The sequence below is a fragment of the Bathymodiolus japonicus methanotrophic gill symbiont genome (assembly GCF_019721995.1).
In the GTDB taxonomy this organism is placed as follows: Bacteria; Pseudomonadota; Gammaproteobacteria; order Methylococcales; family Methylomonadaceae; genus Methyloprofundus.
The window spans coordinates 319038-340684 of the sequence record NZ_BLYC01000001.1; the positions used below are offsets into that span (position 1 = coordinate 319038).

Below are 21647 nucleotides of genomic sequence, written 5' to 3' on the forward strand. Positions count from 1 at the left end.
TCCCCTATCAATTGAGGCCGTGAAACTAACCTCGCCACAAGAGAGCTCATAAAGCACTGTAAAGACATTCCTGTTATTATTGCGTTTTGAACTGCCCGAATGGTATACGAGCTGATACGAGATATTCTTGCCTGGAAAAATATGGATTCACAAAACGATCTCGTTTTTGGGCCTGTTGTTGCCTTATCTCCAGAGCCTCGCTATATTTTTTATCCGATGGATGAATCAATTCTGGCTGTTGTGTTTTTGAAATCTCTTCAAACACGCGCATTAAATTATAGCTCATTGCAGTCAGACGCATTTGATCTTCAAGTGAGCGGGTATTGGAAGACCAAGCTTTAGTTTCCTTGAAATTACTTTTAGTGTTATTGAATGTCTTTTCAATCGTCCATCGCTTGAAATACAGCATGGCAATGGTTCCAGGGTTAATAGTCATTGGCAAGGTTGTCACAAACCGGTGAAGTTTTCCGGTTTCTGGATCACGGTAATCCACCACGTTAAATTTGATGCCCTTGTTTTCGTACACACTGTATGCTTCAACCCCTGTATTGATCTCATGGTGGGAGTCAAAAGGGATAGACTCAACCAGAGGCGCAATTGAATTTTCTTTTAGCATTGAAATCATGTAATTAGCATGTCGTTTCTGCCGATCCCACCAGACAAAGTCGGTGACGGCTTTATCGTAGACATAGAGATGTTTCTGAGAGCTGTTATTTCCCTTGTTTTGCTTTTCAATATGATCTCGTAACACAGGTATTTCTTGATGCCTCTGAGTTCCGTTTGTCACCAGACAAAGAAATCTGAGCAACCCACTTCTGAGATTCAACGCGTAAATCCCCCCGGCCGCATAAACTTTCCCCTTGCTGTTTTTTTCAGTACGGCAGGCATGATCAATAAAATGTCCATCCGCTGCTTCTATGGTGTATTCGTCAAGTTCCGGTAATGCTTTAAGATAATCAATGTCTTGCGATAGCAGTGTTTCAGAGTGAAGATGGTAGCTCTGCTGTTCAAATGCCTCAAGCATACTTGTTCGTCTATGCGACTTCAGTGATTTAAAATACGTTGAGTGGGGAAGCAGCTGGCCATAAATCTGTTCATTGGTTTGGAGGAAATGGCGACCACTATCGACTACACTGATACAGCGTAATAACCCAAGGCGAATAAAGTCGATATCCTTCAACTCTGGGCATGAACGAGCCCACAAAGGATGACGCTCTGCTAACAGGGCAACAGGGCACGTTCCATACTTTCATTGCAGTGTTGGTGAATATGTTCAGAGAGTGGTAGGTCTTTAAGCATGGGTGATATCCGTTTATGAGGTGATTAAAACGGGAATTTTTAGAAAATTTTTTTCGGTAATTGCAAGCTTTATTTGAAATTATTTGTTGTTTTTTTACGGTGCCTACAGAGTGTCTATTTGCTGTTATAAGTGATTAAAATCAAAAATATGGAAATATTCGAGTGGTGCTACCTTCAGGTAGGTTATAGGCTGCTTTGTTTAGGTACTTCTTCTTTCAATGGGAACACTGATGGTAAAGCTAGAAACTTACTGGAAAGGCTGATTAATTATGAAGAGGATGTCTTGCGCTTCATGACAAATACCTGGGTGCCATTTACCAATAATGCCGCAGAAAATTCGATTCGGATGGCCAAGGTTCAACAGAAAATATCCGGCTGCTTTCGTAGTACCAAGGGTGCAGAGATATTTTGTCGTGTCAGAGGGTATTTATCAACGTGCCGTAAACAAGGTCTAAGTGCAACTCAGGCAATGACCTTGGTCTTTGAGGGAAAGTTACCTGAATTTGCTTTATAATTTCATTGAACTACTCAGCGAAGCTGAGTAGTTACGAAATTGAAGGTATACTTCGCGCGGTCACGGATGCGGAATTTATAGTACACTGATTTTTGTCGAGGGCAAGGCACTAAAACAGGCGCATAGCTGGCTACGCAACTGTTTAAGCAACGCCGCTATCGGCAAAAACTCAGTCGTTAGAAATCCGCAGTCGTGACCGCGCGAAGTATATGTAGTATTGTCTTCATCATCAGTGTTCCCATTGAAAGAAGAAGTACCTAAACAAAGCAGCCTATAACCTACCTGAAGGTAGCACCACTCGAATATTTCCATCTTTTTGATTTTAATCACTTATAACAGCAAATAGACACTCTGTAGGCACCGTAAAAAAACAACAAATAATTTCAAATAAAGCTTGCAATTGCCGAAAAAATTTTTCTAAAAATTTCCGTTTTAATCACCTCATAAACGGATATCACCCATGCTTAAAGACCTACCACTCTCTGAACATATTCACCAACACTGCAATGAAAGTATGGAACGTGCCCTGTTAGCAGAGCGTCATCCTTTGTGGGCTCGTTCATGCCCAGAGTTGAAGGATATCGACTTTATTCGCCTTGGGTTATTACGCTGTATCAGTGTAGTCGATAGTGGTCGCCATTTCCTCCAAACCAATGAACAGATTTATGGCCAGCTGCTTCCCCACTCAACGTATTTTAAATCACTGAAGTCGCATAGACGAACAAGTATGCTTGAGGCATTTGAACAGCAGAGCTACCATCTTCACTCTGAAACACTGCTATCGCAAGGCATTGATTATCTTAAAGCATTCCCAGAACTTGACGAATACACCATAGAAGCAGCGGATGGACATTTTATTGATCATGCCTGCCATACTGAAAAAAACAGCAAGGGGAAAGTTTATGCGGCCGGGGGGATTTACGCGTTGAATCTCAGAAGTGGGTTGCTCAGATTTCTTTGTCTGGTGACAAACGGAACTCAGAGGCATCAAGAAACACCTGTGTTACGAGATCATATTGAAAAGCAAAACAAGGGAAATAACAGCTCTCAGAAACATCTCTATGTCTACGATAAAGCCGTCACCGACTTTGTCTGGTGGGATCGGCAGAAACGACATGCTAATTACATGATTTCAATGCTAAAAGAAAATTCAATTGCGACTCTGGTTGAGTCTATCCCTTTTGACTCCCGCCATGAGATCAATACAGGGGTTGAAGCATACAGTGTGTACGAAAACAAGGGCATCAAATTTAACGTGGTGGATTACCGTGATCCAGAAACCGGAAAACTTCACCGGTTTGTGACAACCTTGCCAATGACTATTAACCCTGGAACCATTGCCATGCTGTATTTCAAGCGATGGACGATTGAAAAGACATTCAATAACACTAAAAGTAATTTCAAGGAAACTAAAGCTTGGTCTTCCAATACCCGCTCACTTGAAAATCAAATGCGCCTGACTGCAATGAGCTATAATTTAATGCGCGTATTTGAAGAGATTTCAAAAACACAACAGCCAGAATTGATTCATCCATCGGATAAAAAATATAGCGAGGCTCTGGAGATAAGGCAGCAACAGGCTCAAAAACGAGATCGTTTTGTGAATCCATTATTTTTCCAGGCAAGAATATCTCGTATCAGCTCGTATACCATTCGGGCAGTTCAAAACGCAATAATAACAGGAATGTCTTTACAGTGCTTTATGAGCTCTCTTGTGGCGAGGTTAGTTTCACGGCCTCAATTGATAGGGGAACACTGATGAATTAGATAGTAATGGAATGCGTATTAATTGAGAGCCATTTCGAGCACGGCCTTGCAATAAATTGGCTGACTCTTTGTGCTAAGCAAGTTGGATAATCTATTATTTATGGCTCTTAATTATGATCACTTTACTTCGACATAGCTATACATCGCGACGAATTCTTACGTCTTTAGTCGTTATTATCAGTGTGATATTTATCGGCTATTGGCTGGAAAGTCATGTTGCACTGATTGAAGCAGGTTTAACTGAATTAGGTCCCTGGGCGCGAGCGCAGGGTTTATTGCACTATTTATAGTGCTTACGCCGTTGTTTTTTTCAGTCGATGTCTTATGTGTGACTGAAGTTTCTTAGAAATTCATCAAGCAACCATCGCTGAAAATCAGGGAAACGGAGCCTAAGCGAAGTGATGATTTTTAGTCCGCGATAGCCGTAGGGCCGTTGTTTTGTCGGAGTCTGAGCGTTAGCGAAGGTGGAGACAAAATAAAAGGCCATCCGACACGGCGTCAAGTCATTTGGAGCCTATGTTCCGACCCCTTGTTGGGTCGGGACGAGGTGACGAGGACGAATCGGGGCCGCCGGAGGCATAAGTGGTCGCGTTAAGTTTTTGCCGCTTGCTTGGGCTGGGATGCCCAAAACAAGCTTTCGCAAAAATAGCGACTCCCCGATCGCAATAAAACGGCTACCACCGAATTTACAGGGGAGCTGCTGTATTTGGGGCAAACCCTTTCAAAATCCGGATCCAAAGCCGCTTCGGCAATGATGCGGCGGATATCTGAAAATGCGAAACTGGCTCGCCCCTTCACTTTGTGCCGACGTTCCGGATCGGTTTTTAAACGATCCGCGTAAATCCACGTCAGCGTTGTTGCCATCATACAGAAGTTCAAATGGTTGGTCACTGCCTGCGCATTTCGACACTGACTTTTCTGACTCCCTATGTCTTGCTTGAGCTCTTTGAACCCGGATTCGATTTTCCATCGCGCACCATAATACTCAATAATCTGTGTGACGGATAAACTTAGATCGGTCGTAAACAAAGCAATCCACTGTGTGCGACGAAACACCCAGACAACCTGAACGGTTCGTTTCAATGTTTTCAGCATGACAACGCGACTATAAGCCCTGACTTCACGCTGTTTTCCATAGAGATTCACGGCATACGATCAGGCCTTTTGTTGTACTGTTTTTGCCATGTCTGTGGCTGACCCTAGACGCTGCCCGTACTTTTTATTCCGCCCCCTCTGCTTGGGTTTTCTTTTTTCTGGACGATCGTACAGTACATTATTGCACCTTAACCTAGAGAGAATATTAAACCGGCTTCCGATAGCTTTGTAAACAGGTTTCCATAGGCCATTGTTGCCAAACCAGCTATCAGTGACTGTCAATATCGGAGCGGTGGAAAAATGTTCTGCAATTGCAATCAGCATTTGAGCCGCCTGAGCCATCTTGGTCTGGAAAGGAACGACATCACCTCTTATCGTGGCGGTTTCTTTTTTTGCCTGAATTGTTTTTAAGGGCAGATAAAGTCGGAAATCTAAAAATAAGCACGCCCAGCGACCTTTGACCTGTTTCAGCAACCCTACCGATACAATGTTTTGTGCCCATGGATATTTGCTTTGATTCGATTTGGCCGCGTGGTCAAAAATGGCTTCACAGCCGAAGATCTTCTTGCCTACTTTCGCTGAAAATCACATCAGTGTTCCCATTGAAAGAAGAAGTACCTAAACAAAGCAGCCTATAACCTACCTGAAGGTAGCACCACTCGAATATTTCCATCTTTTTGATTTTAATCACTTATAACAGAAAATAGACACTCTGTAGGCACCGTAAAAAAACAACAAATAATTTCAAATAAAGCTTGCAATTGCCGAAAAAATTTTTCTAAAAATTTCCGTTTTAATCACCTCATAAACGGATATCACCCATGCTTAAAGACCTACCACTCTCTGAACATATTCACCAACACTGCAATGAAAGTATGGAACGTTCCCTGTTAGCAGAGCGTCATCCTTTGTGGGCTCGTTCATGCCCAGAGTTGAAGGATATCGACTTTATTCGCCTTGGGTTATTACGCTGTATCAGTGTAGTCGATAGTGGTCGCCATTTCCTCCAAACCAATGAACAGATTTATGGCCAGCTGCTTCCCCACTCAACGTATTTTAAATCACTGAAGTCGCATAGACGAACAAGTATGCTTGAGGCATTTGAACAGCAGAGCTATCATCTTCACGCTGAAACACTGCTGTCGCAAGGCATTGATTATCTTAAAGCATTCCCGGAACTTGACGAATACACCATAGAAGCAGCGGATGGACATTTTATTGATCATGCCTGCCATACTGAAAAAAACAGCAAGGGGAAAGTTTATGCGGCTGGGGGGATTTACGCGTTGAATCTCAGAAGTGGGTTGCTCAGATTTCTTTGTCTGGTGACAAACGGAACTCAGAGGCATCAAGAAATACCTGTGTTACGAGATCATATTGAAAAGCAAAACAAGGGAAATAACAGCTCTCAGAAACATCTCTATGTCTACGATAAAGCCGTCACCGACTTTGTCTGGTGGGATCGGCAGAAACGACATGCTAATTACATGATTTCAATGCTAAAAGAAAATTCAATTGCGACTCTGGTTGAGTCTATCCCTTTTGACTCCCGCCATGAGATCAATACAGGGGTTGAAGCATACAGTGTGTACGAAAACAAGGGCATCAAATTTAACGTGGTGGATTACCGTGATCCAGAAACCGGAAAACTTCACCGGTTTGTGACAACCTTGCCAATGACTATTAACCCTGGAACCATTGCCATGCTGTATTTCAAGCGATGGACGATTGAAAAGACATTCAATAACACTAAAAGTAATTTCAAGGAAACTAAAGCTTGGTCTTCCAATACCCGCTCACTTGAAAATCAAATGCGCCTGACTGCAATGAGCTATAATTTAATGCGCGTGTTTGAAGAGAGTTTCAAAAACACAACAGCCAGAATTGATTCATCCATCGGATAAAAAATATAGCGAGGCTCTGGAGATAAGGCAGCAACAGGCTCAAAAACGAGATCGTTTTGTGAATCCATTATTTTTCCAGGCAAGAATATCTCGTATCAGCTCGTATACCATTCGGGCAGTTCAAAACGCAATAATAACAGGAATGTCTTTACAGTGCTTTATGAGCTCTCTTGTGGCGAGGTTAGTCTCACGGCATCAATTGATAGGGGAACACTGATGATTAGAGCAGCACCCCAGACTGAGTACGCTTTCGCAGATGATCGATGAGAACGGCTTTAAAGTGATGTTCCTGTTGCGCTTGCTACCCATCCCGTTTGCTCTGTTGAGCTATGTTTTTGCAATGAGTCGTAGCGGATTTTCCCCCTACTGGCTAGCAACAACGGGCTTGTTTGTTTATAACACGGCACTGGTTTATTTTGGTTATCTGGCTGCGCATATTTCAGACCAGTTAACACAAGGGGAAAATTATACCGGGCCGCATAATATATTTTTGGCCGGTGGTGTTATAGCCAGTACCTTGGTGATTCTGCTTATATCAAAAATAGCCAAACATCAACTTGCACTTATGCATCCGAATGCTGATTTGATGCTGTAAAAGTTGATATTTATTGTAGTAAAAATGAATTGAGGCGGGCATAAGCTAACTTACCTGCCCTCGAATACGAGCACTGATTTCGCTTGTACCAGATAGCCGTCTCCTTCTATTGGATTTTGATTTTCTGGCTTGAGGGTACCCTGAGCTGAATCCATGGCGGTATTGATGGCTAGGTGCCATTTCCGCTCTCCAACGATTGGTAATTGCATGGCAAGTTCATCATCGGACATATTCAGGATCACATGTAAATCAGCTTCATCATCCTTAAGCGCTGCAAGGGTAAAGCCCAGAACTCGCGACTCAAAATCTAGCCACTGTGGTGCGCCTAATTGAATACCATGCCACTGGATATCAGGAATATGCCGTCCGGGAACAACTTCGCCGGTGAGGAAGCGGCGGCGCATAAGTGCAGGATGACGCTTTCGCAATGCGATCATTTGCTGGACAAATAACAGCATATCTGCATTTTTCTCGGTCAGGCTCCAGTCAAGCCAGGTGAGTTCATTATTCTGACAATAGCCGTTGTTATTACCGTTCTGGGTGTTAAGTACTTCATCACCCGCCAGCAGCATTGGGACGCCCTGGCTTAATAACAGGATTGCAATGCTATTTTTTGCCTGTTTTTTGCGTAATTCAAGAATGTGCAAATCATTTGTTTCACCTTCTGCACCACAGTTATAACTTATATTGTGATCGCCACCATCGCGGTTGTCTTCGCCGTTAGCCAAATTATGGTTGTGGTTGTAGCTAACCAGGTCATTCAGCGTAAAACCATCATGGCAGGTAATAAAATTAATACTGTTTATTGGTAAGCGATCCTGTTGTTTATACAGGTCACTGCTGGCACAAAGTCGGGTTGCAACCTCAGCGATCAGGCCTTTGTCTCCGCGAATAAAGCTACGCATGCTATCGCGATATTTACCATTCCACTCGCCCCAGCGATAGCCAGGAAAACTACCTACCTGATACAGCCCGGCTGCATCCCATGCTTCAGCAATCAATTTAGTTTTAGCCAGTTGTTCGGAAAGTTCTATGCCCCATAAAATAGGTGGATCCTTCAGTACTTCACCATTCTGACCACGCGCGAGAGCACTTGCCAGGTCAAAGCGGAAACCATCAACATGCATTTCGCGCACCCAGTATTCCAGACAGCTGATAATAAAATTGGCAACCACAGGGTGGTTAGCATTCACCGTATTACCACAGCCAGTGTAATCACGATATTTGCTTTTATCGTGCTCATCCAGGTGATAAAAAATATCGCTGCCTATACCTCTAAAGTTAATCACCGGTCCGTCAGCACCTGCTTCGGATGTGTGATTAAACACCACATCCATGACTACACCGATTTCGGCTTTGTGTAGCGCTTTTACCAGGTCACGAAATTCCTTTAAATGAGTCCCCTTGTCGGGTGTTACACAATACCCCGGGTGCGGACTAAAAAAACTGTGCGTACTATAGCCCCAGTAATTTTTTAAGCCAAGAGCAGCCGTTCCACGAGGGATATCCTGTTCATCAAAAGCCATGACCGGCAATAGCTCAACATGAGTAATGCCCAGCGCCTTAAGATAAGGTATTTTTTCAATTAGCGCAGAAAAAGTACCGGGATTTTTGACGTTTGCTGACTTATTACGAGTAAAACCGCCGACATGCAATTCATACAAAATTGCATTTTCACTTTTAAAGGAAAAGGGCGTGTCACCTTCCCAGTCGTAACTTTGATCGACTACCTGGCTACGCATGGCAGTATGGCCATTATCCCCTGGCAAACAGGCTTTACTTCTATTCCAGAGTTTATCGCTGACCACCCGTGCTAATGGATCCAGCAGATGTTTTTCTTTATCAAAGCTGAAACCGCTTTCAGCCGCGCAATCTGGGCCGTCCATACGCCATGTATACCATATTCTAGGAGGAAGTTCATGTAAATGAACATGCCATGAGTAAAAGGTTTTATGTATATCATTTTCCAGGTGGATAACCTGAATCGGTTCCAGGCTATCAGCGCTACTATAAATTAACAGCTCTACAGAAGTTGCGTGGCGACTGAAAATAGAAAAATTTACACCATCGTGTTTTAATTTTGCCCCCATGGGGTACGGAGAACCTGGTGAGGTTTTAAATGTCTTATTCACGGTGGCTGTTGTTTTTTTAAAGTTAAAATGGCTAATTAACCTTGTCTTCAAGCGGAGAAAACTAGCGGTCATGAAGGGAGTATGCGCATCCAAAATAAAGTCTATCAATGATAATCAGCTAGCACCTGAATGTCCAGTGATTACGCAGTATGAATTAACTTAAATAGATTATGGTAAGCCCCATTCTGCGTTATTTTAAGTGATGTACTGGGCACTGCTGATCACGCAAACTGATGACAGGCCAGTTTGCATTTTGGGCATGCTGCCTTAAATGTTCGTCAGGATTGACAACAACCGGGTGATCAACTCGCTTTAAAAGTGGTAAATCATTATGTGAATCACTATAGAACCAGCTGCCGTTAAGATGATGCCCCGTCTCTTTTAACCATTGTTCCAGGCGGGTGATTTTTCCTTCCTGAAAGCAGGGTATGCCTGATACTTTTCCGGTATATCGGTCGTCGATCATTTCTGGTGTGGTGGCTATTAAATGCGGAATTCCATAGAGATTGACTATAGGCTCGGTAACAAAGCGATTAGTTGCAGTAATAACCAGTAGGGTATCACCTCGTTGCTTATGTTTGTTGATTAACTCTTGGGCAGAATCGAGTAAAATGGGTTGTATCACTTCTGCAATAAATTGTGTGCGCCACAAAATCAGGTCGTGCATGGAATTATCAGCAAGTGGTTGTAATGAGAAATCCAGGAATTTCAGAATATCTAATTGACCTTGCTTATATTGCTGATAAAAGCGCTCATTTTCACGGGCATAATAATCTGCATCGACAATATTCTGATCGACTAAAAATTGCCCCCATAAGTAATCGCTATCATCAGCAAGCAGGGTATTGTCTAAATCGAAAATAGCTAGGCTCATGGTATATTCATTTTCCGTTAATTTGTAATTAGCTGATAGCATCACTCCGGTATTTATGGAACAATGGAAACATGAGTAATGCATAGGAACCAAACAAGCAACCGTTCCTATATGTTCACGGGCAGAGATTTTATCATTACAGCTCTAGCTACGAACAGTAAAAAATAGGTTTTAAAAAATGATTGATTCAAAAGGATACCGATCTAATGTCGGCATCATCCTTTGCAATGCACAGGGACATGTGTTTTGGGCAAAGCGCTCGCGTGTCAATTCATGGCAATTTCCTCAGGGCGGCGTGGAAAAAGGAGAAGACCCTGAGCAGGCAATGTACCGTGAATTACGTGAAGAAACGGGGCTTGATGAAAAGCATATCGAAATTATTGGTCGCACTCGCTACTGGTTAAGATATAAGCTGCCAGAAAAATATATACGTCGCAACTCGCATCCCATATGCATAGGGCAAAAGCAGATCTGGTTTTTGTTAAAGCTGGTCGGAGATGAAGCAAATGTTATTCTGGATCGGCATAATAAGCCTGAATTTGATGACTGGCAATGGGTGGAATATTGGGAGCCATTAAAATCGGTGGTTTATTTCAAGCGTAAAGTTTACCGTAAAGCAATGATGGAATTAGGTGCATTTTTGATGTTAAATTCCGTAAATGTCAGTGCTTCGAGTTATCTATCCAATAAAGATATGAGCGAACATCAGTGAAGTCGTATTTATTTGTGCTGCAAACGGCTGCCTTTTCTGGGGCAAAAGTACAGGAGGTTTTAGACCAGGTGCTTATTGCCGCCGCTTTCGATCAACGAGTCAGTTTATTGTTACTAGATGATGCGTTTTTTCATTTATCTAACAATCAGCGTAGTGAGCAGCTTGCCAGTAAAGATATCAGTGCAATTTTTCGCTCCCTGCATATTTATAATATAGAGCACATTTTTGTTGAGCAAGAGTCATTAGCTCGTCATGGCTTGCTACAAGACCAGCTAATAGTTCCGATCACAATATTAAGCAGGCAAGACGTTGGCGCGACTCTCAGTGCATTTGATGTGGTATTAAGCGCTTAGGGAGAGGGAATACATATCATCCAAAACTGTTGGTATTTTTGTCAATCTTCTGCGTTGTAGCAACTTTACGTAGCCAGCTATACGCCTGTTACTACGCCTTGAATACGAACAAAAATCTGCCCAATATTGGATAATTATTTATTTCCAGATACCTTAAGTTAAATTTCTTAATACTGCACTTGCAAGTCCTGCTTCTGCTAAAATACTTTATTAAATAGCGACTACGCACTAGTGACTGAATACATTTTTATAAATACACAATGGATTTACAACATATACGAAATTTCTCGATTATTGCACATATTGATCATGGGAAATCTACATTAGCCGACCGTTTTATACAAATCTGTGGTGGCTTATCTGACCGTGAAATGAATGCGCAAGTTCTTGACTCTATGGATATAGAGCGGGAAAGAGGGATTACCATCAAGGCGCAGAATGTTACGCTGAATTTTACTGCAAAAAACGGTGAAACCTATCAGTTAAACTTTATTGATACCCCGGGACATGTAGATTTTTCCTATGAAGTCTCGCGCTCTTTAGCCGCTTGTGAAGGTGCTATTCTAGTCGTTGATGCTGCGCAAGGCGTGGAAGCGCAAAGTGTTGCGAATTGCTATACAGCGATTGAACTTGGCCTGGAAGTTATGCCGGTTTTAAATAAAATCGACTTACCCTCTGCTGTTCCAGATAAAGTTATTAATGAAATTGAAGAGATTATTGGCATTCCGGCCGAAGATGCCTTACGCGTTAGTGCAAAAACTGGGCAAGGGGTTGCTGAAGTATTAGAAGAGCTGGTGAATGTTATTCCCGCCCCTGCGGGTGACGAAGAAGCACCATTGCAAGCGTTGATTATTGACTCCTGGTTTGATAATTATCTGGGAGTTGTGTCCCTGGTAAAAGTAATTAATGGAACTTTGCGTAAAAAACAAAAAATCACTATTATGTCCACCGGGATTAGTTTTGTTGCTGAAAGAGTAGGGATATTTACCCCTAAACGGCAAGATGAAGTAGAGCTAAAAACAGGACAGGTAGGCTTTATCGTTGCAGCAATTAAAGATATCTTTGGCGCGCCGGTCGGCGATACAATCACGCTTGCTGATAGACCTTGCGCAGAGGCATTGCCAGGTTTTCAGAAGGTACAGCCGCGCGTTTTTGCAGGGCTATACCCGGTTAGCTCAGATGATTATGAGGCCTTAAGAGAATCTTTAAATAAGTTGCACCTGAATGATGCGGCCTTGCAGTTTGAACCTGAATCCTCGCAGGCGCTAGGCTTTGGTTTCCGCTGTGGTTTTCTTGGTATGTTACATATGGAGATTATTCAGGAGCGTCTGGAGCGGGAATACGATGTCAATTTAATTACCACTGCTCCGACCGTGGTCTATGAAGTTGAAACCCACAGAGGCGAGGTGTTAAAGGTTGATAATCCGGCTAATCTGCCCGATGTAGGATCGATAAAAATGATCAGAGAGCCGATCATCCAGGCGAATATATTAGTTCCTCAAGAATACCTAGGGAATGTGATTAGCTTGTGTATTGAAAAACGTGGCGTACAGACTAATATGCAATATATGGGCAGTCAGGTCTCTTTGCATTATGAACTGCCTCTCAGTGAAGTGGTATTGGACTTTTTTGATCGCTTAAAGTCAGTGAGTCGTGGTTATGCATCTTTTGAATATGAATTTAAACGCTTTGAAGAAGCCGCGTTGGTAAAGCTGGATGTAATGATAAATGGTGATAAAGTGGATGCATTATCGGTGATTGTGCATAAAGATCTAAGTCAGAATCGTGGCCGTGACCTAGTCGATAAAATGAAAGATTTAATTCCTAGGCAAATGTATGATGTAGCCATTCAAGCCGCTATCGGTGCTAAAATTATCGCCCGATCCAATGTTAAGGCCTTGCGTAAAAATGTGACGGCTAAATGTTATGGTGGTGATATTAGCCGCAAGAAAAAACTGCTGGAAAAGCAAAAGGCAGGCAAAAAGCGCATGAAGCTGGTGGGTAGTATAGAAATTCCTCAGGAAGCCTTTTTGGCCGTTCTGCAAGTTAATAAAGAATCATAGGTATAGTAAAGACATGAATTTTGATTTTTCATTTTTTTTATTTTCGGCAACTGTCGTTACCGGAGTTATCTGGGGGGGATATTTATATTATCTCAAACGCACTCATACTGAATATATTGAAGCCAACGAGCCACTTATCGTTGAATACGCCCGCTCGTTTTTCCCCGTTGTGTTAATCGTATTTATCCTGCGCTCATTTATAGCCGAGCCATTTAGAATCCCATCAGGCTCGATGATGCCAACCCTATTAATTGGCGATTTTATTTTAGTGAATAAATTCACCTACGGCATACGCATTCCGGTGATCAATAAAAAGATTATTCAGATAAATGAGCCTGCGCGGGGTGATGCCGTGGTTTTTCGTTACCCTAAAAACCCGTCTGTTGATTATATTAAGCGAGTGATCGGATTACCGGGTGATCATATTAGCTATCAAGATAAAAAACTGACGATTAACGGTAAACTCATGAAACAGGTTTCATTAGGTCGTTATCAAGGCGTTGGTCAGGGAAAAACCATGAGCGGGGCAGAAATTTTAACTGAAGACCTGCAGCCTGTCGAACATGATATTTTAATCAACCATAATGCGCCTAATATAAAAGGAACTTTTATTGTACCGAAGGGGCATTATTTCGTTATGGGTGATAACCGGGATAACAGTAATGACAGCCGATACTGGGGCACAGTGCCTGAAGAAAACCTGGTCGGCAGGGCATTTTTTATCTGGATGAACTGGGACTGGGAAAATACGGGGGTAGGTTTTAGTCGTATTGGTACTGTTATTCAATAAGCCAGGAGGAAAGATGCGCACTATGCAACAAAAACAGCAGGGAATAACCTTAATTTCCATGATTTTCATTTTAGGAATGATTGCTTTTTTTACTTTAATCGTTTTAAAAGTAAGCCCTATATATATGAACCACAGCAAAGTAGTGCATGCACTGGAAACCTTGAAGCATCGCACTGATATAGAGAAAAAAAGCAAGCGTGAAGTCTGGATCTCGCTTAATAAGCAATTTAATATGAACTATGTCTATGACGTTAAAAAGAAAGATGTAAAAATCACCTCGCGGGGTGGCTATTTAAAAGTTCAAATTGTTTATCATGTGAAAGAGCCATTTATTGGTAACTTAAGTGTCTGGGTAGATTTTGATGATTATATAGAAGTAGGCGTTAAGTGATAAAAGCACCTGAACAGTTAAGTAAAAAATTAGGGCTAAGCTTTAACCAGCCAGAATGGTTTGTTTTGGCACTTACGCATCGTAGTATGGGCGCTAAAAACAATGAACGTCTGGAGTTTTTAGGTGATTCTATTCTGGGCTTTGTAATTGCCCAGGCATTATTCGAAAAATTTCCGCAAGCGAGTGAGGGGGTTTTAAGCCGCCTTAGGGCGAGTCTAGTTAATCAAGAATCTCTGGCTGAATTAGCTCGGTTGCATAATTTGGGTGATTATCTGATTCTGGGCTCTGGTGAATTAAAGAGCGGCGGGTATCGGCGTGCATCTATTTTATCCGATGCTGTTGAAGCGATTATGGGTGCAATTATAAAAGATCAGGGCATAGAGAATTGCAAGGTCTGGATTCTGCATTTATTTGCTGACCGCCTTGCTGCATTACGCCTGGATAATTGGCAAAAAGATCCCAAGACGCGGCTGCAGGAATATTTGCAAGCCCGGCAACTAGATATTCCACAATATACTTTAGTTAATCAGGCGGGTCTGCCGCATGAGCAGATTTTTAAAGTTGAGTGCGCGATTAGCTTATTCGATAAAAAATATATTGGTGCCGGCGTTTCAAGAAAAAAAGCCGAACAACAAGCTGCCGAACTAATGCTTGAACACATTGCCAGGGAACAAAAATGAATTGTGGATATGTCGCCTTTATTGGCCAGCCTAATGTAGGCAAATCAACCCTGATGAACCATTTATTGGGGCAAAAAATCAGTATTACATCACGCAAGCCACAAACCACCCGGCATCAGATTCTAGGCATAAAAACCAGTGATAAAGGCCAGGCTATTTATATGGATACCCCGGGTATGCATGAAAGTAACAAGAAGGCCTTTAACCGTTATCTGAATAGAACTGCTGATACAACGCTATTAGGTGTGGATCTGGTCGTCTGGCTAATAGATGGCCTGGCCTGGCAGGATTATGATGATATTATTTTTAAAAAATTACAGCGGGCAAATATTCCGGTTATTCTGGCGGTGAATAAAATCGATCGAGTAAAAAACAAGGAAGCTATCTTTGCTTTTTTTGCCGATGCGCAAAAGAAGTTCCCGTTTAAGGAAATCGTGCCTATCTCGGCTTTAAAGCAGACTAATCTGGATTTATTAGATAATTTAATTATGCAGCTATTGCCGGAAGGTAATCGCATTTATCCGCAAGACCAGATTACCGACCGCCCGGAGCGCTTTTTAGTGGCGGAGATTATCAGAGAAAAACTAACCCGTCGTCTAGGGGATGAATTGCCTTATGCTTTAACGGTGGAAATTGAAAGATATGAAGAGCTAGCGCATATCACTAAAATTTATGCGCTCATCTGGGTAGAGCGTGAAACGCAAAAGAATATCGTGATCGGCAAACAAGGCGAGTTTTTGAAGAGCATTGGTACTGAGGCCAGAAAAGATATAGAAACGTTAATAGGCAGCAAGGTGTATTTACAATTGTGGGTCAAAGTAAAATCTGGCTGGTCTGATAACGAACGCGCATTGCAGAGCCTGGGCTTTAAAGAATAACCATACCCTACAAGCCACAGTTGATCGCTATAATACTATAAGCAAATAAGCACTATATAATGAGCGCAAATATTTGTCACGGGCTGGATGAGGGCGCCACACTGCATGGTTTTGTGAAGAAATCCATCTACTGCGGTTTCTAGTATTATGCCGCAAAGCTTGCAAGCAGGGTTTTTATTGCATCATCAGAATTACCGGGAAAGCAGCCTGATTATCGATGTCTTTACTCAGTCAACTGGACGAGTATCTTTGATAGCCAAAGGCGTTAGACAGCAAAAAGCGCAATATATGGGGGTATTACGTCCGTTTATACCACTGAATATTAGCTATATAGGCTCAGGTAATCTTAAAACCCTGTGTCATGTGGAAACCGGTCAATCAGACCCAATTCTACCGGGGCTTAATACCTATTGCGGGTTTTATCTTAATGAACTACTGAGATACTTTATTCCTGCAGGTGAGCCTTATCCTGATGTATTTCTGAGTTATATCGCCTGTTTACAGCAATTAAAATCAAGTCACGAAATCGAAGCTGCCTTGCGAATATTTGAAACCCGGTTATTACAATCGATCGGTTATGGTTTGCAGTTAGAATTTGATTACCTTACTCACGATGCTATTCAGCTTGATGCCAATTATCAATATGATATAGAGTGCGGGGCTACATTGAATTTCGACGGACAGATTCATGGTGCGACATTGATCGCTATGCAACAGGAAAACCATACAAATGAGCGCCAGCTAAATGAAGCCAAGCTTTTAATGCGCCGGATCATAGACTTTTACCTGCAAGGCAAGCCGCTGAAAAGTCGAACTTTAATTACTCAACTAATACAAAAACAAGCATGCAAGAACAACTGATATTATTAGGGGTCAATATCGACCATATCGCGACTTTAAGACAGGCAAGAGGCACAAAATACCCGGAACCTATACAGGCTGCACTGATTGCCGAGCAGGCAGGAGCCGATGGTATTACTGCGCATTTGCGCGAAGACCGCAGGCATATGCAGGATAGAGATATGTTCTTATTAAAGGATATGATCCATACCCGGCTTAATTTTGAAATGGCAGTGACTGATGAAATGCTTAAAATTGCCAGTGAAGTAAAGCCTTTTGCCTGTTGTCTGGTACCTGAAAAAAGAGAAGAATTAACTACAGAAGGTGGCCTGGACGTCGCCTCTAGCCTGGATAAAATGCAACGTGCCTGTGCGCATCTGGCAGAATCTGATATTGAAGTATCATTATTTATCGACCCGGAAGAACAGCAGATAGATGCTGCGGTCAGTGCTGGCGCGCCAGTGATAGAATTACATACCGGCCGTTATGCCGATGCAATTAATCAACAGCAACGCAATCAGGAACTAGAACGCATCCAGAAAGCGGCAAGCTATGCGCATAGTGCTGGATTACAAGTGAATGCCGGTCATGGATTAACTTTATATAATGTGGCAGATATTTCTAAAATACCTGAAATGGTCGAGTTAAATATCGGCCATGCCATTATTGCCCAGGCTGTTTTTTCCGGCCTGGAAACAGCAGTCAGGGATATGAAGCAGACTATGTGTAACGCCCGACTTTGATTTTACAATACTCACTAGCGCCCAAGCACGCATCGCGTGAATAAAAGTAAGCGTCAATTCTCTCCACCTAGACAAGCTACCCCAATTACTTTAGAGGCTTAATTTTTTCAATCAAGTTCCAGGGAAAAAACTGATCCAGTGCTTCTGGTTTATAATGCCTACCCAGCTTGGGTAGTTCAGTTAATAGGTATTTCAGGTAATCAAAAGGTTCCAGGTTATTAGCAGCGGCTGTTTGCACAAGACTGTAAAGTAGTGCGCTGGCATTTGCACCGAGTGGTGTCTGGTTAAGCAGCCAGTTTTTACGTCCAATCACAAACGGTTTGATATGCCTTTCAGCTGCATTATTATCAATTTGTATACTGAAGTTTCCTAGTTTTTAAAGCATAAGAATATCAGCTGATGCTTATTTTTCTGAAATATTAGATGTTACTAATATTAATGGCATTCCGTTGACTAAAAGCCTTAAATTCCTTTTAAAAACAACAGGTTAATCGTGAATGAGGCCTAGTTTTACTGTATAATGAAAGTTTATAACACATTGATTATACAAATAAAACGACCTCATTCATGTTCATTTTACGCGATATTTTACTCCCGCTTCAAGATCATTTTTCCGAAACCACTTTAGGCCGCGAACGAGCCTCTCTGTTCGTTTACACGATCCTGTCTATTATCGTTCCTTTTACGTCATCAATGACCTCTAATCTTTGGCGTTGCCTTGATACGTTGTTTGGGTTTGAGATCAAGAATAAGCGCTTTTACACTTTCATGGCTTCTTCAACTTTGCCGTGGGCTGTGGAAAACTATCTGGGAGCTGATTCCGTCTCCTGAAACAGATGGGCGCATATTGGTTGCACTGGATGACTCCATTATCACTAAATTAGGTAAGAAGATCTTCGGCTGTGAAGCCATTTTTGACCACGCGGCCAAATCGAATCAAAGCAAATATCCATGGGCACAAAACATTGTATCGGTAGGGTTGCTGAAACAGGTCAAAGGTCGCTGGGCGTGCTTACTTTTAGATTTCCGATTTTATCTGCCCTTAAAAACAATTCAGGCAAAAAAAGAAACCGCCACGATAAGAGGTGATGTCGTTCCTTTCCAGACCAAGATGGCTTAGGCGGCTCAAATGCTGATTGCAATTGCAATTGCAGAACATTTTTCCACCGCTCCGATATTGACAGTCACTGATAGCTGGTTTGGCAACAATGGCCTATGGAAGTCTGTTTACAAAGCTATCGGGGAGTCGCTATTTTTGCGAAAGCTTGTTTTGGGCATCCCAGCCCAAGCAAGCAGCAAAAACTTAACGCGACCACTTATGCCTCCGGCGGCCCCGATTCGTCCTCGTCACCTCGTCCCGACCCAACAAGGGGTCGGAACATAGGCTCCAAATGACTTGACGCCGTGTCGGATGGCCTTTTATTTTGTCTCCACCTTCGCTAACGCTCAGACTCCGACAAAACAACGGCCCTACGGCTATCGCGGACTAAAAATCATCACTTCGCTTAGGCTACGTTTCCCTGATTTTCAGCGTCGGAAGCCGGTTTAATATTCTCTCTAGGTTAAGGTGCAATAATGTACTGTACGATCGTCCAGAAAAAAGAAAACCCAAGCAGAGGGGGCGGAATAAAAAGTACGGGCAGCGTCTGGGGGCAGCCACCGCTGAAAATCATGGAAACGGAGCTTAGCGAAGTGGTGATTTTTAGTCCCTGATAGGCGACAGGGCAATTCGCTGATTCGACGTGTGCTAGAAGCACGCGAGAGGAGCAAGAATTGCATTCCGAATAGCCGTCCAGCCAGTGAGGTAGTAATGACGAAGCGGCTTTTGTGCGTAGTCGTTGCGGACGCAGGGCGTTCAGGGCATCTCCCATCCGCTGCGTAGGTGAACGAATTATGGCGACAGGAGTCCCGGAATTTCGTGAGGTAGCATGGCGCGCCTGTTCAACAAAAACCTCATAAACACGCACGCCCCAGTATGCGCCAAAGCTTAGCAATGACACGACAAATGCCGGAATAATCCACGGCCCGATACTGCGCCCGTGAATGATAGCATTTTGGTACAAATGCAACAATACTCAGTAAAGATAAGTAGGAAATCCAGGCAGGGTAAGCGTCGGATGCTGCTGCGGGTATTTCCTGTGCGACTTGTAGGTCTATAGGTTCTAGTGTCTTATCAGCATCAACCGCTGAAAATCCTGGAAACGGAGCTTTAGCGAAGTGAAGATTTTTAGTCCGCGATAGCCGTAGGGCCGTTATTTTGTCGGAGTCTGAGCGTTAGCGAAGGTGGAGACAAAATAAAAGGCCATCCGACACGGCGTCAAGTCATTTGGAGCCTATGTTCCGACCCCTTGTTGGGTCGGGACGAGGTGACGAGGACGAATCGGGGCCGCCGGAGGCATAAGTGGTCGCGTTAAGTTTTTGCTGCTTGCTTGGGCTGGGATGCCCAAAACAAGCTTTCGCAAAAATAGCGACTCCCCGAGATTGCATTAGGCTTATTAAAAGAGTTTAAAGTTGCGCATAGCCTGATTAAAATTAAAGGCGTACTGGCTTGATGCGCTGTATGGTGAAAAAGCCTTTATGGACGAAGCCGCTAAAGAATCTGGAGGCTCGCAGGTGATTAGCCAATTACGTAAAAACCAAAATATTGAATATAGAGGTAGAATAAGGTCAGTCGAGAGCTACTTTAATTCGATTAACAAAGGCATTGATCAGATAATACGTGTACGTGGCGGCAAAGAGATTAAAGTGACTGTCAGCAGTGCACGATTGAAGGTGAGTTCTCACAGTAAAAAACGCTTTGTCATTGCCTTAAAATATGACGGTGAAAACGACTATCGCTATTTAGTGGCGACAGGCCTGACTTGGCGCACACAAGATATTATTCAAGCCTATACGTTGAGATGGCTGATTGAGGTTTTCTTTGAGGACTGGAAGCTTTATGAAGGATGGGGGCGTGAGGCCAAACAATTAGATGAAGAGGGATCAAGCCGTGGCCTGATTCTGAGTCTTTTGTTTGACCATTGCCTTCTCCTTCACCCAGAGCAAATAGCCCGCATTGAAAGCAAACTACCTGCGTATACCGTAGGAAGCTTACAGCGCAAGTCTCAAATGGATGTACTGCTTGAGTTCATCACGTCATTGCTAGCGTTTCCAGATCCTGGTGATAAGCTGAAAGAGTTAGGTGAATTAATAAAGGATGTGTTTCAACTGATGCCATCAGGAAAACATATGATTGGCAGAGATTTAGGGCGCTTAGGGCCAACAGCATCATTAAAGTATTGTTCTGCTGGGTGAAGGTAAGAGTTTGATGGCAATGGGATGGAAAAACTTGAACATCGAGTGATAGGCGCTACTAAAAAAAGCAATCAGAATAATGGCTAGAAAAATAATATTCATACGTTATGCTAGTTATTATGATAATACGGGCATGGATAGCCTAAATGTTATTTGTTATTGCCCAATGACATTACCAGGATAACAAACAGGATAATTAACAAGACTGGCCAAAAATAGGGGACCATGAAAAACACGCCAAGCATGACAAAGCTTATTGCGCCGATAAAGACAAGCATGCCCACGCCAATAAAAACCAGTACTATCAGTAGCACTGAAAAAATCAGTGAAATAAATAATGTAGGTAGCGCAGCAAAACGTACTAAAGGATCAGCTACCGGCTCACCATTAATCATCACTCCAAACTGGCCAACACCCGGATGAAATAAATATAATAGCGTAGCGATGAGTGTACTCATAATCAGGACTTTAAAAAAGATACTTGATTTTTGTGTCTGTGCCATAAGGTTAAAGTTCCTGTTGGTAAATTTTATAGGGCTATATTTGGCCGCTGTCGCTGTCAGCCCCGGACGGGCTGATAGTCTCCAGAAGGCGCAGGGAAATTTGCCAATCCGAAGTGCGCGATAGCGCGCGAGGGAGGCCAAAATTTTATCCCGAATAGCCGTAGAGCCATTTGTGGTAGCCATGACTGAGCTGCTTTGTGCTCAGTCTGTGGCGGACGCA

The 21647-nt window shown here is 42.8% G+C and carries 27 protein-coding genes and 3 pseudogenes; 19 read left to right on the forward strand and 11 right to left on the reverse strand.

All coding sequences use genetic code 11. The annotated features are described in order from the left end of the window. Positions 1 to 76: 76 nt before the first annotated feature. Positions 77 to 1204, reverse strand: a complete 1128-nt coding sequence (locus tag K6984_RS01975) for a transposase (RefSeq protein WP_221893938.1) — start codon at positions 1202 to 1204, stop codon at positions 77 to 79. Between the two features lie 330 nt (positions 1205 to 1534). Between K6984_RS01975 and K6984_RS01980 the strand changes: the two are divergent. Then, positions 1535 to 1813, forward strand: a pseudogene (locus K6984_RS01980) (IS66 family transposase); the annotation flags it as partial. Between the two features lie 460 nt (positions 1814 to 2273). After that, positions 2274 to 3572, forward strand: coding sequence for a transposase (locus K6984_RS01985; protein ID WP_221893939.1), 1299 nt, complete (start codon positions 2274 to 2276; stop codon positions 3570 to 3572). 330 nt (positions 3573 to 3902) lie between these two features. Here K6984_RS01985 and K6984_RS01990 read toward each other — a convergent pair whose 3' ends face one another. The 4 genes and pseudogenes from K6984_RS01990 to K6984_RS02000 form a co-directional block, all read right to left on the reverse strand. Next, positions 3903 to 4067 (reverse strand): hypothetical protein, encoded by a 165-nt coding sequence (locus K6984_RS01990; RefSeq protein WP_221893940.1) that lies wholly within the window; start codon positions 4065 to 4067, stop codon positions 3903 to 3905. Positions 4068 to 4094: 27 nt separating this feature from the next. Next, positions 4095 to 4223 (reverse strand): hypothetical protein, encoded by a 129-nt coding sequence (locus tag K6984_RS32225; protein ID WP_263458600.1) that lies wholly within the window; start codon positions 4221 to 4223, stop codon positions 4095 to 4097. Continuing rightward, entirely contained in the window at positions 4172 to 4726 is a 555-nt protein-coding gene (locus K6984_RS01995) for a transposase (RefSeq protein WP_221893941.1), read from the reverse strand. The genes K6984_RS32225 and K6984_RS01995 overlap by 52 nt, the downstream gene beginning before the upstream one ends. 9 nt (positions 4727 to 4735) lie before the next feature. Beyond that, positions 4736 to 5239: pseudogene (locus K6984_RS02000) on the reverse strand (transposase); the annotation flags it as partial. 257 nt (positions 5240 to 5496) lie between these two features. Here K6984_RS02000 and K6984_RS02005 point away from each other — a divergent pair. From K6984_RS02005 to K6984_RS02015, 3 genes are read left to right on the forward strand one after another with little or no spacing between them, the layout of a single operon-like run. After that, positions 5497 to 6579: a transposase gene (locus tag K6984_RS02005; RefSeq protein WP_221893942.1), complete on the forward strand. Its 1083-nt coding sequence runs from the start codon at positions 5497 to 5499 to the stop codon at positions 6577 to 6579. After that, on the forward strand, positions 6527 to 6796 hold the full coding sequence (locus K6984_RS02010; RefSeq protein ID WP_221893943.1) for a hypothetical protein: 270 nt from the start codon (positions 6527 to 6529) through the stop codon (positions 6794 to 6796). Before K6984_RS02005 ends, K6984_RS02010 begins: the two co-directional genes overlap by 53 nt. 21 nt (positions 6797 to 6817) lie before the next feature. Beyond that, the gene (locus K6984_RS02015) at positions 6818 to 7174 is read left to right on the forward strand and encodes a VTT domain-containing protein (RefSeq protein ID WP_263458635.1); all 357 of its coding nucleotides are present in this window, start codon (positions 6818 to 6820) and stop codon (positions 7172 to 7174) included. Between the two features lie 50 nt (positions 7175 to 7224). Here K6984_RS02015 and glgX read toward each other — a convergent pair whose 3' ends face one another. Both glgX and K6984_RS02025 read right to left on the reverse strand, forming a co-directional pair. Beyond that, entirely contained in the window at positions 7225 to 9378 is a 2154-nt protein-coding gene (gene glgX / locus K6984_RS02020) for a glycogen debranching protein GlgX (RefSeq protein WP_221894128.1), read from the reverse strand. A gap of 118 nt (positions 9379 to 9496) precedes the next feature. After that, the gene (locus tag K6984_RS02025) at positions 9497 to 10180 is read right to left on the reverse strand and encodes a histidinol-phosphatase (RefSeq protein WP_221894129.1); all 684 of its coding nucleotides are present in this window, start codon (positions 10178 to 10180) and stop codon (positions 9497 to 9499) included. A 178-nt stretch (positions 10181 to 10358) separates the two neighbouring features. Here K6984_RS02025 and K6984_RS02030 point away from each other — a divergent pair, with 178 nt between their 5' ends. The 9 genes from K6984_RS02030 (at position 10359) to pdxJ (ending at position 17630) form a co-directional block, all read left to right on the forward strand. Beyond that, a complete protein-coding gene (locus tag K6984_RS02030) occupies positions 10359 to 10892 on the forward strand; it encodes an RNA pyrophosphohydrolase (protein WP_221893945.1) in 534 nt (177 codons plus the stop codon). Then, a complete protein-coding gene (tusC, locus tag K6984_RS02035) occupies positions 10889 to 11245 on the forward strand; it encodes a sulfurtransferase complex subunit TusC (protein ID WP_263458622.1) in 357 nt (118 codons plus the stop codon). The genes K6984_RS02030 and tusC overlap by 4 nt, the downstream gene beginning before the upstream one ends. A 260-nt stretch (positions 11246 to 11505) precedes the next feature. Continuing rightward, the gene (gene lepA, locus K6984_RS02040; protein ID WP_221893947.1) at positions 11506 to 13308 is read left to right on the forward strand and encodes a translation elongation factor 4; all 1803 of its coding nucleotides are present in this window, start codon (positions 11506 to 11508) and stop codon (positions 13306 to 13308) included. Positions 13309 to 13321: 13 nt separating this feature from the next. After that, positions 13322 to 14098 (forward strand): signal peptidase I, encoded by a 777-nt coding sequence (gene lepB, locus K6984_RS02045; RefSeq protein ID WP_221893948.1) that lies wholly within the window; start codon positions 13322 to 13324, stop codon positions 14096 to 14098. A gap of 22 nt (positions 14099 to 14120) precedes the next feature. Further along, the gene (locus K6984_RS02050) at positions 14121 to 14489 is read left to right on the forward strand and encodes a DUF4845 domain-containing protein (RefSeq protein WP_230987811.1); all 369 of its coding nucleotides are present in this window, start codon (positions 14121 to 14123) and stop codon (positions 14487 to 14489) included. Next, positions 14486 to 15169, forward strand: a complete 684-nt coding sequence (gene rnc, locus K6984_RS02055; RefSeq protein WP_221893950.1) for a ribonuclease III — start codon at positions 14486 to 14488, stop codon at positions 15167 to 15169. The genes K6984_RS02050 and rnc overlap by 4 nt, the downstream gene beginning before the upstream one ends. Beyond that, positions 15166 to 16047: a GTPase Era gene (gene era / locus K6984_RS02060; RefSeq protein WP_221893951.1), complete on the forward strand. Its 882-nt coding sequence runs from the start codon at positions 15166 to 15168 to the stop codon at positions 16045 to 16047. Before rnc ends, era begins: the two co-directional genes overlap by 4 nt. 159 nt (positions 16048 to 16206) lie before the next feature. Next, a complete protein-coding gene (recO, locus tag K6984_RS02065) occupies positions 16207 to 16908 on the forward strand; it encodes a DNA repair protein RecO (RefSeq protein ID WP_221893952.1) in 702 nt (233 codons plus the stop codon). Further along, complete coding sequence (gene pdxJ, locus K6984_RS02070) at positions 16893 to 17630, forward strand: pyridoxine 5'-phosphate synthase (RefSeq protein ID WP_221893953.1); 738 nt, start codon at positions 16893 to 16895, stop codon at positions 17628 to 17630. Before recO ends, pdxJ begins: the two co-directional genes overlap by 16 nt. A gap of 85 nt (positions 17631 to 17715) precedes the next feature. Here pdxJ and K6984_RS02075 read toward each other — a convergent pair. After that, positions 17716 to 17988: pseudogene (locus tag K6984_RS02075) on the reverse strand (transposase domain-containing protein); the annotation flags it as partial. A gap of 489 nt (positions 17989 to 18477) precedes the next feature. Between K6984_RS02075 and K6984_RS02080 the strand changes: the two are divergent. From K6984_RS02080 to K6984_RS02085, 3 genes are all read left to right on the forward strand, one after another. Then, complete coding sequence (locus K6984_RS02080; protein ID WP_221893954.1) at positions 18478 to 18750, forward strand: transposase; 273 nt, start codon at positions 18478 to 18480, stop codon at positions 18748 to 18750. 135 nt (positions 18751 to 18885) lie between these two features. Beyond that, a complete protein-coding gene (locus tag K6984_RS32230; protein ID WP_263458596.1) occupies positions 18886 to 19014 on the forward strand; it encodes a hypothetical protein in 129 nt (42 codons plus the stop codon). Positions 19015 to 19041: 27 nt separating this feature from the next. Continuing rightward, entirely contained in the window at positions 19042 to 19179 is a 138-nt protein-coding gene (locus K6984_RS02085) for a hypothetical protein (protein WP_221893955.1), read from the forward strand. Between the two features lie 13 nt (positions 19180 to 19192). Here K6984_RS02085 and K6984_RS02090 read toward each other — a convergent pair whose 3' ends face one another. Further along, positions 19193 to 19501 (reverse strand): hypothetical protein, encoded by a 309-nt coding sequence (locus K6984_RS02090; protein WP_221893956.1) that lies wholly within the window; start codon positions 19499 to 19501, stop codon positions 19193 to 19195. Between K6984_RS02090 and K6984_RS32235 the strand changes: the two genes are divergently transcribed. Further along, on the forward strand, positions 19458 to 19589 hold the full coding sequence (locus K6984_RS32235; protein WP_263458623.1) for a hypothetical protein: 132 nt from the start codon (positions 19458 to 19460) through the stop codon (positions 19587 to 19589). The two genes, K6984_RS02090 and K6984_RS32235, sit on opposite strands and share 44 nt — an antisense overlap. Before the next feature lie 374 nt (positions 19590 to 19963). Here K6984_RS32235 and K6984_RS32240 read toward each other — a convergent pair whose 3' ends face one another. Beyond that, on the reverse strand, positions 19964 to 20092 hold the full coding sequence (locus K6984_RS32240; protein ID WP_263458596.1) for a hypothetical protein: 129 nt from the start codon (positions 20090 to 20092) through the stop codon (positions 19964 to 19966). A 115-nt stretch (positions 20093 to 20207) separates the two neighbouring features. On the opposite strand from K6984_RS32240, the gene K6984_RS02095 reads away from it, so the two are divergent. Continuing rightward, positions 20208 to 20924 (forward strand): hypothetical protein, encoded by a 717-nt coding sequence (locus K6984_RS02095; RefSeq protein ID WP_221893957.1) that lies wholly within the window; start codon positions 20208 to 20210, stop codon positions 20922 to 20924. Between the two features lie 149 nt (positions 20925 to 21073). On the opposite strand, the gene K6984_RS02100 is transcribed toward K6984_RS02095, so the two are convergent. Beyond that, the gene (locus K6984_RS02100; RefSeq protein WP_230987812.1) at positions 21074 to 21610 is read right to left on the reverse strand and encodes a hypothetical protein; all 537 of its coding nucleotides are present in this window, start codon (positions 21608 to 21610) and stop codon (positions 21074 to 21076) included. Positions 21611 to 21647 lie beyond the last annotated feature (37 nt).